General features: G+C 60.1%; 12 protein-coding genes. 6 read left to right on the top strand and 6 right to left on the bottom strand.

Going from position 1 to position 12,684, the window contains the following annotated elements; all coding sequences use genetic code 11:
• Positions 1 to 33: 33 nt before the first annotated feature.
• The gene (locus GWQ29_RS19470) at positions 34 to 1,617 is read right to left on the bottom strand and encodes a GGDEF domain-containing protein (RefSeq protein WP_219593729.1); all 1,584 of its coding nucleotides are present in this window, start codon (positions 1,615 to 1,617) and stop codon (positions 34 to 36) included.
• A gap of 90 nt (positions 1,618 to 1,707) precedes the next feature.
• On the opposite strand from GWQ29_RS19470, the gene GWQ29_RS19465 reads away from it, so the two are divergent.
• The 6 genes from GWQ29_RS19465 to maiA all read left to right on the top strand — a co-directional run bounded on the left by GWQ29_RS19465 (position 1,708) and on the right by maiA (position 7,257).
• A complete protein-coding gene (locus tag GWQ29_RS19465) occupies positions 1,708 to 2,367 on the top strand; it encodes a TIGR01621 family pseudouridine synthase (protein WP_265432284.1) in 660 nt (219 codons plus the stop codon).
• Positions 2,368 to 2,384: 17 nt separating this feature from the next.
• Positions 2,385 to 3,017 carry an HAD family hydrolase gene (locus tag GWQ29_RS19460; RefSeq protein ID WP_125600527.1) on the top strand — a complete coding sequence of 211 codons (633 nt, stop codon included), beginning with the start codon at positions 2,385 to 2,387 and terminating at the stop codon, positions 3,015 to 3,017.
• 258 nt (positions 3,018 to 3,275) lie between these two features.
• Positions 3,276 to 4,388, top strand: a complete 1,113-nt coding sequence (gene hppD / locus GWQ29_RS19455; RefSeq protein WP_059169667.1) for a 4-hydroxyphenylpyruvate dioxygenase — start codon at positions 3,276 to 3,278, stop codon at positions 4,386 to 4,388.
• Positions 4,381 to 5,538 (top strand): homogentisate 1,2-dioxygenase, encoded by a 1,158-nt coding sequence (locus tag GWQ29_RS19450; protein WP_265432281.1) that lies wholly within the window; start codon positions 4,381 to 4,383, stop codon positions 5,536 to 5,538. Before hppD ends, GWQ29_RS19450 begins: the two co-directional genes overlap by 8 nt.
• Positions 5,539 to 5,546: 8 nt before the next feature.
• Positions 5,547 to 6,545, top strand: a complete 999-nt coding sequence (locus GWQ29_RS19445) for a fumarylacetoacetate hydrolase family protein (RefSeq protein WP_275920120.1) — start codon at positions 5,547 to 5,549, stop codon at positions 6,543 to 6,545.
• Positions 6,546 to 6,618: 73 nt separating this feature from the next.
• On the top strand, positions 6,619 to 7,257 hold the full coding sequence (gene maiA, locus GWQ29_RS19440; protein WP_275920119.1) for a maleylacetoacetate isomerase: 639 nt from the start codon (positions 6,619 to 6,621) through the stop codon (positions 7,255 to 7,257).
• Positions 7,258 to 7,340: 83 nt separating this feature from the next.
• On the opposite strand, the gene GWQ29_RS19435 is transcribed toward maiA, so the two are convergent.
• The 5 genes from GWQ29_RS19435 to GWQ29_RS19415 all read right to left on the bottom strand — a co-directional run bounded on the left by GWQ29_RS19435 (position 7,341) and on the right by GWQ29_RS19415 (position 12,678).
• Entirely contained in the window at positions 7,341 to 7,964 is a 624-nt protein-coding gene (locus tag GWQ29_RS19435; protein ID WP_005310593.1) for a glutathione S-transferase, read from the bottom strand.
• 61 nt (positions 7,965 to 8,025) lie between these two features.
• Positions 8,026 to 8,526 carry a thioredoxin family protein gene (locus GWQ29_RS19430; RefSeq protein ID WP_275920118.1) on the bottom strand — a complete coding sequence of 167 codons (501 nt, stop codon included), beginning with the start codon at positions 8,524 to 8,526 and terminating at the stop codon, positions 8,026 to 8,028.
• A 216-nt stretch (positions 8,527 to 8,742) separates the two neighbouring features.
• Positions 8,743 to 10,407, bottom strand: a complete 1,665-nt coding sequence (asnB, locus tag GWQ29_RS19425) for an asparagine synthase B (protein ID WP_111587688.1) — start codon at positions 10,405 to 10,407, stop codon at positions 8,743 to 8,745.
• A 193-nt stretch (positions 10,408 to 10,600) separates the two neighbouring features.
• The gene (locus tag GWQ29_RS19420) at positions 10,601 to 10,969 is read right to left on the bottom strand and encodes a cupin domain-containing protein (RefSeq protein ID WP_219598793.1); all 369 of its coding nucleotides are present in this window, start codon (positions 10,967 to 10,969) and stop codon (positions 10,601 to 10,603) included.
• Positions 10,970 to 11,058: 89 nt separating this feature from the next.
• Positions 11,059 to 12,678 carry a cation:proton antiporter family protein gene (locus GWQ29_RS19415; RefSeq protein WP_275920117.1) on the bottom strand — a complete coding sequence of 540 codons (1,620 nt, stop codon included), beginning with the start codon at positions 12,676 to 12,678 and terminating at the stop codon, positions 11,059 to 11,061.
• Positions 12,679 to 12,684 lie beyond the last annotated feature (6 nt).

Below are 12,684 nucleotides of genomic sequence, written 5' to 3'. Positions count from 1 at the left end.
TGCAGCCAGGCTGACCGGGTCCGGATGAAGGGCTTAGGGGGGCGCTGCCGCCAGCTCGATCCCCTTGTCGTTGTACATGGCGCGATCGGCGTGGATAAGCCACTGCTCGGCACGCCAGCCCGGCTGGTATTGGCTGACCCCGACGCTGATGCCAACCTCGAGTTGATGGTCCTTGACCTGAAAAGGCTGGGCCATGGCCATTCTTATCACCTCGGCAATGGCCTCGGCATCGAGCAGGTCGTGATCGGGGAGCAGCAGAACGAACTCGTCACCGGCCAGTCTGGCGAAGAAGCGCTGGTGGTTGAGGCTGCGGGTGATCCGCTCCGCCAGCTGGCAGAGGATGGCATCGCCATGGCTGTGGCCAAAGCCGTCGTTGACCTGTTTGAAGTTGTTGAGATCGCAAAACAGCAGGCAGCCGGGGTTGGGGCTGCTTATCTGCGCCTCCAGCCGCTCCATCAGGCTCAGACGGTTGGGCAGGCCGGTGAGCGGGTCTTGCCTTGCCAGCTGCAATATCTCCTCTTCCCGCTGCTGGCGCAGGGCAATCTCGCTATTGAGCCGTTTGTTGCACACCAGCAGGTAGACCGCCAGCAGCAATATGAGCACGCAGGCAGCCAGACTCAGCAAAAACCAGGGGCGCCAGAATACCCACTGCTCGGAGGGGGCCTGATAGAGAAAGTCAGTCAGCGGCACGGGTCGTTTGATGAGCCCGATTTCGGCCAGTTGCTCCATGATGTGGGTGACGCGATCCGGGTTCATATACCCGATCTCCACATAGAGCGGTTGTATCATCTCCTTGCTTACCTGCAGCTCGTACTCCATGTGGGCCTGACTGCGGTTGACGCCGTATTCACTGCGCAGCAGGGCGATGGCCTCCTGGGGATGGGCGAGGGCATAGCGCCACCCTTCAAGGCTGGCGGTCCGAAACCGCTCTACCCTGCCCGGATGGGCCTGCTCCTGCGCCTGAGTGGTGAAGAGTATGTCGCTGTAAAAGTCGATGCCGTAATTGCGCGGGTTGATGACGGAGACGGGAATGCCGCGCTCTTCCAGATAGAAAGGCTCGTTGCTGAGATAGGCGTTGAAGATATCGACCTTGCCCTCGATGAGATCATCGATATTGACCGAGGTCTGGATCGGGGTAAGTTGGCTTTCATTGAGACCTTGATAGAAAAGTGTCGCCAGCAACTCGGCATCCTGATGGGCGGAAAACATCATGATCCGTTTGCCACGCATGCCATCAACAGTGAGAATGCCGCTGTCACGACGGGCCAGGAAGATGGACGGCGAGTGCTGAAAGACGCAGGCGAGTGCCAGCAGTGGCTTGCCATTGGCATAGGCGGTCAGCACCTCTGTGTTGCCGACGCCAAAGTCGGCACGACCGCTTTGCACCTCGTCCACCGGGCTTATTCCCTTGCCACCGGGCCTTATCTCCACGTCCAGTCCGGCTTTGGCATAGAAGCCCTTGGCCTTGGCCATGTGATAGCCCACAAACTGGGGCTGGTGCAGCCAGCGCAACTGGAGCACCACCCGCTCCGGGGCTTCAAGGGAGGATTCATTGGCCAGGAGGGGCCCGATATAACTGGCGCCAATCAGCAGCAACCAAAGCAAGTATCTCTTCATCCGTGCGATTCTTGTTCTGAGTATTCATGGGGGGGCGACCCCTTGATGGAGTCATATTCTTGTAATGAAACACATTCTAAAAGGTTATAGATGTACCGGATACTAGCGCAGCACAAAGATTTTATGTTGATCAACAAAGGGCCGGGCCTTGGCATGCATGACGAAGCCGGTGAGTCGGGTCTGGTCAATCCGGGACTGGTCAGTCGCGTCAAGGCCGACACAGGGTTTGCCCTCTATCCCGTCCATCGGCTCGACAAAATGACCTCCGGGCTGGTGTTGCTGGCACGCACCACGACGGCGAACCGGGCGCTCAGCATGGCGTTTGCGGATCGGCAGGTGAGCAAGCAGTATCTGGCCCTCTCCGATCGCAAGCCCAAGAAGAAGCAGGGCTGGGTCAAGGGGGACATGCAGAAAGGGCGGGGTGGCAGCTGGATGCTGGCGCGCAGCCTGGACAACCCCGCCATCAGCTGGTTCGACTCTGTGCCGGTACGCGAGGGCTTGCGGCTCTACCGCATCAAACCCCAGACCGGCAAGACCCACCAGATCCGGGTTGCCCTCAAAAGCATAGGGGCACCCATTCTGGGGGATGAGCGCTACGGCGGCACGGCGGCCGATCGCGGCTATCTGCACGCCTGGCGCCTGAGTTTCACCCTGGCAGACGAAGCGTTTGATTTTATCTGTCCTCCCGATGAGGGTGAGATGTTTCTCACCCCCGAGCTCCATGTCGCCATCGCCGGATTGAGCGAGTGAGGGGAGGACAAGACACTATGCGTACAGACTGGATCCTGGCTGACTTTGACGACACCCTGGCCCCGGGCGACAGCCACGCCGGCTTGCTGCGCTATATGCTGCGCCGTCGCCTCTGGCCACTCTTGCTGCTGCCGGTGATCGCGCTGGGTGGCCTGGTTTACCTAGTGCCAAGCCGGCGCAGGCAGGGGATTTCGCTGATCTGGTGGGCCATCACACTGGGGCTTTCGCCACTGGGCTGGCGCAAACTGGTGCGGGCCTATTGCCGCACCCGGCCTGGGCTGTTTCGCGAGGCGCGCGCCTTGCTGATGAAAGACGGTGATCGCTGCTGGGTGATCTCCGCCAGCCCTCGCGCTCTAGTGCGCGGGCAACTCCATCAACAGTTGCCTGGCAAGCTGCCCCATCGCACCTTGGGCTCGCGGATGCACTACCGCTTGGGCGGCTTGATGCCGCGCTTTTACTGCCACGGTCAGCACAAGATACTGCCCGAGATCCGTGCCCTCACTGTGACGCTGGCCCTGAGTGACAGCCTGCACGATCTGCCGCTGCTGGCGCAGGGTGCAGAGGCCTGGCTCATCAATCCCACCCCCCTTCGTCTGCAAAAGGCGCAGGCCTGTTTGCCCCACATCATGACTAAATGCTGGCGACTGTAAGGCAAAGCTGACAGCCCTGCGGGTCGCCATGGGGCGATCTGCAAGGCTGCGGCTTGAATGTCACAATCTATTTACATCTTTTGGTGGAGAACCCCGAGAAACTATCTGAAACCCGCCTCTTCTCTTCTGCCGCGTACCTGCATCTAATGAAACAAGTTGTTAACAATGCCTGTTTGACGGGATCGGCGGTCAGGCCGTCGCCCCAGGTCAATCCGCTTTAACCACTTTCAGTCATCAGCACATTGCAAGGAGCGCATCATGACGACCACTTCCTCCTCTTCCCGTTCCCACACCATCAATCCCCTCGGCTCGGATGGCTTCGAATTCGTCGAGTACACGGCGCCGGATGCCAAGGGCATTGCCGCCCTCAAGGCGCTGTTCGTTTCACTGGGTTTTGCCGAAGTGGCAAAGCACAAGCACAAGCAGTGCTGGCTCTATCGTCAGGGTGACATCAACTTCGTGGTCAACGCCGAGCCCCACTCCCAGGCGGAGCAGTTCGCCAGCCTGCACGGGCCAAGTGTGTGCGGCATGGCATTTCGGGTGGCGGATGCGGGCAAGGCCCAGCAATACGCCATCACCAAGGGGGCCAAGCCCTTCGTCGGCAAGATAGGGCCCATGGAGCTCAACATTCCCGCCATCTATGGCATAGGCGAGAGCACACTGTCGTTTGTCGACCGCTACGGCGACAACGGCTCCATCTATGACGTGGATTTTGTGTTTTACCCCGACTGGCAGGCGCGCATGGCCGAGGTGGATGCGGGTCTCTACGAGATCGATCACCTGACCCACAACGTCCAGCGTGGCAACATGGATGTCTGGTCGAACTTTTATGAGCGGATCGGCAATTTCCGGGAAATTCGCTACTTCGACATAGAGGGCAAGCTGACCGGCCTGCACTCTCGTGCCATGACGGCCCCCTGCGGCAAAATCCGCATCCCTATCAACGAATCCTCCGATGACAAATCCCAGATTGAGGAGTACCTGCGCCAGTACAAGGGGGAGGGGATCCAGCACATAGCGCTCGCTTCCAGCGACATCTACCAGACCATCCGCACCCTGCGTGGCCGTGGTACCGGCTTTATGCCGACCCCGGACACCTACTACGAGAAGGTCAACAGCCGGGTCGAGGGCCATCAGGAAGATCTGGCCTCCCTCAAGGATCTGCAGATCCTCATCGATGGCTCTCCCACCAAGGACGGCATACTGCTGCAGATCTTCACCGACACCGTCATAGGCCCTGTGTTCTTCGAGATCATTCAGCGCAAGGGCAATGAAGGGTTTGGCGAGGGCAATTTCCAGGCACTGTTCGAATCCATTGAACTGGACCAGATCCGCCGTGGTGTACTGCATGGAGAACCCAGCGATGCGTAACTGGATAAGCTTTCCCCATCGGGAGGGAACTCACTCCCGTCAGGCGCATGCCGACCTGCCAGAGCAGGCCATCTATGAGCGCGAACTGGGGCGGGCCGGTTTCTTCGGCCCCGCCACCCACATGCACCACAAGCATGCCCCTACCGACTGGACCAACTGGGAAGGGCCGCTGCGGCCGAGGGCGTTTGACTTGAACGGCTTGCAGGAGGAGGTGAGTTCCCTCTCACCCTGGGTGATGCCGGATATTCTGCACAATGCTCATTGCCGCTACCGGATGTGGCGTTTGCACGAGCCTATGCCGTTTCTGGTGCGCAATGCCGACGGTGACGAGCTGCTGTTTATCCATGAGGGCAGTGGCGATTTCTACTGCGACTACGGCCACCTGACCTTGCGGGACGGCGACTATGTGGTGATCCCCCGTGGCACCATGTGGCGCATCGAGCCCACGGCGCCCATGTTCATCCTGATGATAGAGGCGACCAACGACAGCTATCAGCTGCCGGACAAGGGACTGGTGGGCAATCACGCCATCTTTGACCCGGCGGCGCTGGATGTGCCCGCCATCAATGAACGCTTTCTGGCCCAGCAGGATGAAAATCCCTGGTCGCTGCAGGTCAAGCGCCACAACCAGGTGTCGGTCATCACCTGGCCCTTCAATCCGCTGGATGCCCAGGGCTGGCACGGGGACTTGTGCGTGGTGCGCCTCAACTGGCGCGACATTCGCCCGCTGATGAGCCACCGCTACCACTTGCCGCCCTCGGCCCACTCCACCTTCGTGGCGAGCCGGTTCGTCATCTGTACATTCGTGCCGCGCCCCATAGAGAGTGACCCCGGCGCCCTCAAGGTGCCCTTCTACCACAGCAACGACGACTACGATGAGGTGCTCTTCTATCACGCAGGGGACTTCTTCAGTCGCGACAATATCGAGCGGGGCATGGTCACCTTCCACCCCGCCGGATTTACCCACGGCCCCCATCCCAAGGCGTTTGCGGCGGGGCAGGCCTATGCCAAGAAGTTCACCGACGAGGTGGCCGTGATGCTGGATACCCGCGATGCGCTCAATGTTGGCGGCCTGTGTGAGGGGATAGAAAACCCGCGCTATGTCAGCAGCTGGCAGCGTCCCGAACTTTCGACTGCCACTGGCAAATAAGGATTTTTATGAAACTTGCAACCTTGAACAATGGCAAGCGCGATGGTGCCCTGGTGGTGGTCAGCCGCGACTTGAGCCGTGCGGTGCGGGTGCCATCCATCGCCCCCACCCTGCAGTCGGCCCTCGATGAGTGGGCTGAGAACGAGCCCAAGCTGGCCTCCATCTATCAGACCCTCAACGATGGCACCTGTGCCGATGCCTTCCCGTTTGATGAGAGTGAGTGTCTCTCGCCCTTGCCCCGTGCCTACCAATGGGCCGACGGCAGCGCTTACGTCAACCATGTGGAGCTGGTGCGCAAGGCCCGCGGCGCCGAAATGCCGGAAAGCTTCTGGCACGATCCCCTGATCTACCAGGGCGGCTCGGATTGCTTCCTGGCGCCCCGTGGCCCCATAGTGATGGGCTCGGAGGAGTGGGGTATCGATTTCGAGTCGGAAGTGGCCATCATTACGGATGACGTACCCATGGGGACGAGCCCGCAGGCGGCCGCCGCCCACGTCAAGCTGCTGATGCTGGTGAACGACGTGAGCCTGCGCAACCTCATCCCGGGCGAGCTTGCCAAGGGCTTTGGCTTCTTCCAGTCCAAACCGTCGAGCGCCTTCTCGCCGGTGGCCATCACGCCGGACGAGTTGGGCAGTGACTGGCAGGAGGGCAAGGTGCATCTGCCGCTGGAAACTTATCTCAACGGCGCGCTGTTTGGCGCGCCCAACGCCGGGGTGGACATGACCTTCAACTTCTTCGAGCTGATTGCCCATGCCGCCAAAACCCGGCCGCTCGGGGCGGGCTGCATTATCGGCTCGGGGACTGTCTCCAACTATGACCGCAGCGCCGGTTCCTCCTGCCTCGCTGAACGGCGGATGTTGGAAATTATCGAGTCAGGTCAAGCCACTACACCCTTTCTGTGCTTTGGTGATACAGTGTCCATCGCGATGCAGGATCGCAACGGGATGAGTCTGTTCGGCACCATTTTGCAAAAAGTCACGCAACAGGATGCCAGCCAGACGAAGTGAATAAGCCAGCGCGGACACAGGGCCGACTGGTGAACGGCAGGTGCCCGTGCACCTGCCAACACAGGGACAGATTATGTTGCAGTTGTTTGGATATTGGCGTTCATCGGCAAGTTATCGGGTACGGATAGTCATGCAGCTCAAGGGGCTCGATTATGAGTATCACCCGGTCAACCTGCGGCAGGGCGAGCAGCGCGAGAAGGCTTATCATCGTGTCAATCCCCAGGGGCTGGTGCCCTTTCTTATCGACGGGGATGTGCAGTTCGGTCAGTCGGTTGCCATTATTGAGTACCTCGACGAAACCTATCCCGCCTATCCGCTGATGCCCTCGGCCGCCCAGGCGCGGGCCAGGGTGCGCCAGATAGTCAACATGATCGCCTGCGACACGCACCCCCTCGACAACCTGCGGGTGCTCACCTATCTGGAGCAGGATCTGGGGCTGGGCAAGGCGCAGCGTGATGCCTGGTATCGCCACTGGATTGACGAAACCTTCAGGGTGCTCGAACCCTTGCTGATGACCACGGCCGGTGTTTATTGCGTCGGCAACGAGGTGACCCTGGCCGATTGCATGCTGGTGCCTCAGGTCTACAACGCCCGCCGCTACGACATGACGCTGGATGAGTACCCCACCATTGCGCGCATCGTCGCCAACTGCGAGCAGCTGCAGGCCTTTATCAAGGCCGCACCCGCTAATCAGCCGGATGCGCAGGTCTGACATTGTGCATGCGGGTTGGGCTGCATGACACCGGCCCAACCCGCACTGCTCAACGCTGTTGTCCCCCTCCCGCTCGATTCACCTCATGGCGTCCCGTTGCATCCATACAGGCGAAAGCCGGGCCGCTCACTCAATCGCTGGTAGTAGTCACTCACGGCCGGCAGTGATGGACGTTCAAACGGCGTTTCCAGCCAGCGGTTGACCGACAGGCCGATGGGAATATCCGCGAGCGAGAAGCGGCGCCCAGCCACATAAGCACCGGTTGCCTGGAGATGCCGATCCAGGATCTGCATGTATCTGGACCAATCCGCACATCCAGCGCTGAGTGCCCGGCTGTCCTGATGCAAGGACGAATGCCTGACCAGCGACAGGAATGCGTAGCGCCAGGCGGCGTTCAAATCCGATGCTTGCCAGTCGATCCATTGATCGACCATGGCCCTCGCGCGTGCCTCGGCTGGATAGAGAGTGGCTTGGCCGTAGCGGGCAGCCAGGTAGCGGATGATGGTATTTGATTCCCACAGTGTGAAGTCGCCATCCTGAATGACAGGCACCATGGCGTTCGGGTTCATTGCCAGGAATTCGGGGGTATCCGTCGGCTTGAAGCCCGCTCCCCACTCCTCCAGCTCGAAAGGGAGACCCGTCTCGGCGCAGGTCCACAGCACCTTGCGCACATTGATTGACGAGGCCTTGCCCAGTATCCGTATCATCTCTTTGTCCTTGTGTGGTGAGTCTGGGCTTATCCATGACAGGGTTGCATCAATTGGCGGGTCAGCTGCGGGCCGTCTTGGGTTGGAAGAAGGCGATAAACTTGCCGAATTTTGCCTCGTCGTAGCTCTTTCCCTTCTCCAGCAGCCCGGTATTGACCGATTCCAGCAGCTTGCCCTTGGCATCCAGCACGTAGAAGTGGGGCACCCCCAGGTACTCGGGGTAGCGTTTCAGGAAGGGCTCGTTCTTGTTCGCCTTGCTGACGTTCACCTTGACCACCACGAAGGTCTGGTTGAACTGACTGGCAAGGGTTGGCTCCCGGTCCAGGAAGTGGTTCATCTCCTGGCACCAGCTGCACCATTCTCCGCCTACCAGCAGCAACACCTTCTTGCCCTCCCTCTGTGCCTTGGCGGTGGCGGAGGCCAGATCCTGCGCCGGATCCCGCTGCTCGTCATATCCCTGACTGTAATCGGGCAGCGCCTTGGCCCAGAGATGGCCGGTGCTGTACGCCTCGCCATGGAACAGGGCCGTGCCAAGCACCAGCGGCAATAGCAGTCGTTTCATCCTTTTCTCCTTGTGTTGTCATTCGTTGCTTCCAAGCCGCAACAATGTGACACGAGTGAACCCCTTCGCCAAGCGGCAAGCGTGGCAGGGAATATGCGAAAAATGGAAATGGATAGACGCGGAAAAACAAAAGCCCCTCAGCTGAGTGAGGGGCTTGGCAGTGATGGACTGGCTTGGTCGCGGGTATTTGCTTATCTGCGCATACCCGTCAGCCTGTCAGTAACTCTGCTGGTGGACGTCCATCACTGCGCGGCCTGACGGGTCGGCCATCTCCTTGAACTTGGCATCCCACTCCAAGGCGGTCGGAGTGGAGCAGGCGACCGACTTGCCGTAGGGCACGGTACGGGCAGCGGACTCCAGCGGGAAGTGCTCGTCGAAGATGGCGCGATAAAAATAGGCCTCCTTGGTGAGCGGTGTGTTGACGGGGAATCGGAATGCCGCCGCCTCGAACATCTGGTCCGTCACTTCGACCTCGACCATGGCCTTGAGGCTGTCAATCCAGGAGTAACCCACGCCGTCGGAGAACTGCTCCTTCTGGCGCCAGGCCACTTCGTGGGGCAACAGCTCCTCGAAGGCTTCACGCAGTATGTGCTTCTCGATCTTGCCGTTGCCACACATCTTGTCGGCAGGATTGAGGCGCATCGCCACGTCCATGAACTCCTTGTCGAGGAAGGGCACGCGGCCTTCCACACCCCAGGCGGCCATGGACTTGTTGGCCCGCAGGCAGTCATACAGGTGCAGGGAAGCGAGCTTGCGCACGTTCTCTTCGTGGAACTCTTTGGCGTTGGGCGCCTTGTGGAAGTAGAGGTAACCACCGAACAGCTCGTCGGAACCTTCACCGGAGAGCACCATCTTGATGCCCATCGCCTTGATATAACGGGCCATCAGGTACATGGGGGTAGAAGCGCGGATGGTGGTGACGTCATAGGTCTCGAGGTGATAGATGACGTCCCGCAGGGCATCCAACCCCTCTTGTACCGAGAAGTGGATCTGATGGTGAACCGTGCCCAGATGGTCGGCCACCTTGCGGGCGGCGGCGAGATCCGGCGAGCCTTCCAGCCCCACGGCAAAGGAGTGCAGCTGCGGCCACCAGGCGGCACTGTTGCCATCGTCCTCCACCCGGCGGGCGGCGTAGATCTTGGCAATGGCGGAGATGACGGACGAATCCAGCCCGCCGGAGAGCAGCACACCATAGGGCACGTCGCACATCAGCTGACGCTTGACGGCCGCTTCCAGCGCGGCTTTCAGTTCCGCTCTGTCGCTGACCTTGTGCTCGACCGCGCCGTACTCCATCCAGTCGCGCTTGTACCACTGTTTGAGCTCGCCATCCTTGCTCCAGAGGTAATGTCCGGGCGGGAAGGTTTCGACGCTCTTGCAAACCGGCACCAGGGCTTTCATCTCGGAGGCGACATAGAAGTTGCCGTGCTCGTCGCGACCGGTATAGAGGGGGATGATCCCCATGTGGTCACGACCAATCAGGTAGGCATCCTGCTCGGCGTCATAGAGGATGAAGGCGAAGATGCCGTTGAGATCGTCCAAAAAGGCGGGGCCCTTCTCCTTGTAGAGTGCCAGCAGCACCTCGCAGTCGGAGTGGGTCTGGAACTGGAAGTCGACCTTGAGGTTCTTCTCGAGTTCCTTGTGGTTGTAGATCTCGCCGTTGACGGCCAATACGTGAGTGCGCTCCGGGTTGTAGAGCGGCTGGGCGCCATTGCCCGGATCGACGATGGCCAGGCGCTCGTGCACCAGTATGGCTTTGTCTGAGCTGTAGATGCCGGACCAGTCAGGACCGCGGTGACGCAATCGCTTGGACATCTCCAGGGCCGATTTGCGCAAGGCTGCTGCATCGGATTTGATGTCCAGAATGCCGAAAATAGAACACATTGGCGGTAATCCTCTTGATTTTTATAGGAGCCCCCCACATACGGGCTCGAAATTCCATTTACATTCCTCGTCAATCACAATGCCTAGCGCAAAAACCTTTTGCAAGCGGGAAAACCGCAGAAAATCATGCCGTAAACGTCAAGCAGACGGGCAGATGGGTTGAGCGGAAAAACAGGGCGAGTTGACGCCAACGTCAAGCGGTGGCGGGCTCGAAGATCACATAGACCTTGCGACAGGGGGTGAGTGTCTCCCACTCCCCGACAAAGCCGGCCGGAATAACGAACTGATCCCCCGGTTTGAGGGCAAGTTGACCCCCCAGGCTGTCGTGGATCACCACATCCCCTTCCAGCAGCTGGCAATATTCGTGCTCCGTGTAGTGGATGGCCCAGCGCCCCGGCTCGCAGGCCCAGAAGCCCACATGAAACTGCTGGCTGGGATCCGAGTAGTGGTTCCAGAGGGTTTGTTCAGGGCTGCCGGCCTTGATACGCTCGGCTGGGGGCGTGAGCGGGGTGGGGGAGACGGCGTGCTGGTGGAGCAATACCCAGTCGTTGAGGGTTTTCATGGTGCATCCTTGCCAATGGTGAGTGAGAGATTGAGGGTGCGGGGCCATCCTGGCCCCGCACTCGTTTAGTTTGTTTAACAATGTTGACGTTAAGTTAAACGAGGAGGCCCCCCGTTGACAAGGGTTGCCTCGGTGTCGAGTGGCTGCAACTGCCTGATGACGTGGCGAGCGAAGCCGCTGCCTGCCTCGTCGTAGACGTTGAACACCGCATCGACGCCCTGTTCACGCAGGGAGGCGATGTCATCCTCGAAGCGGACTATGGCCGCTATCTTGCCGTGAAAACCGTGGCTGCGCAGCTTGTCGATGGCGTAGAGGTTGCCCGAGTGGTGGGGCATGGCGAGGATCACCAGCTGAACCTGATGGGAGAGGATCACCTTGTCCCAGAAGTCGGTATCGGTGGCATCCCCTTCCAGCACGTTCATCCCCTGTTCGCGCAGCAGGGGTGCCTTGTCCCCGTTGTTTTCGACCCCCAGTATGACGTTGCCGTATTTGCGCTCCAGCTCATGATAGGCGCCCTGTCCGATGCGCCCCATGCCGAGGATGATCACCTCTGCATCCCCCAGTTCGATGGGCCTGTCATCCAGGTGCAGGGTGTCCGATTGCAGGCGGCGCAACCAGGGGCCTATGTGCTGATAGATCCACTCGCTGTAGCTATTGAGCGGGGCCGACAGCATGAAGCTGCCCGCCAGTGCCAGCGATAGGGCGACCAGCCATTCGTGTGAGAGCCAGCCCGCTTTGGCGGCGATGGCGGCCACGATCAGGCCGAACTCCGAGTAGTTGGTGAGTGCCAGCGTCGAGAGTAACGCGGTTCGCACCCGCAGCCGGGCACCGCTGTAGACCAGATAGTAGAGGGCGCTTTTGAGCGGCAGTGCCAGCATCAGCACCAGTGCCATCCACATGGTTTCCTGGGTCGGCATGCCGTTGAGGCCGATGGAGAGGAAAAAGCAGATGAGGAACAGATCCTTGAGGCTGAACAGGGATTTTGCCATCCCCGCTGCCGCCGGGTGGGAAGCCAGCAACATGCCGATCACCAGGGCCCCCAGGTCCGGCTTCAAGCCGACAGCCTCAAAGGCGGCGGCCCCCAGCACCAGGGCCAGGGTGATCCCCATCAGCATCTGCAATTCACCGTGACCGGCCCGCTCCAGCAGCTTGAACAGCAGGGGCCGCAGGAAGGGCAGCGCCAGTATCCAGAGCGCCCAGATACTGGGCAATTTGCCGGTGGAGGCGGTCAGAAAACCTACCGCGAAGATGTCCTGCATGATCAGCACCCCTATGGCCAGCTTGGCATAGAGGGCATTCATGTCGCTGCGATCTTCCAGCACCTTGACCGCAAAGACGGTACTGGAAAAAGAGAGGGCAAACCCCAGCATGATGGCGTGGGGCCACTCCAGATCCAGCATCAAGGTCATGCCGACCCCCTTGCAGGCGAGCAGGATCACCCAGAACAGGCCGCTGGAGAGCAGGATATGGACGGTGGCAGTGCCCCACACGTCCCGGCGCAGCAAGGTCTTGATGTTGAGCTTGAGGCCTATGGTGAACAGCATCAGGGTCACCCCCAGCTCGGCCACCGTGGTCAGTACTTCGGAGCTTTGATAGCCGAGGCCGTTGAGCACAAAACCGGCGGCGAGAAAGCCGATCAGGGGCGGCAGCCCCACCAGGTTGACCAGCATGCCGCAGGCGAAGGCGACGGCAATGAAGAGCGGTTCCATGGATGA

Source organism: Aeromonas sp. 2HA2 (assembly GCF_029237345.1).
Classification (GTDB): domain Bacteria; phylum Pseudomonadota; class Gammaproteobacteria; order Enterobacterales; family Aeromonadaceae; genus Aeromonas; species Aeromonas salmonicida.
This window is presented reverse-complemented; position numbering and strand designations above follow the sequence as displayed.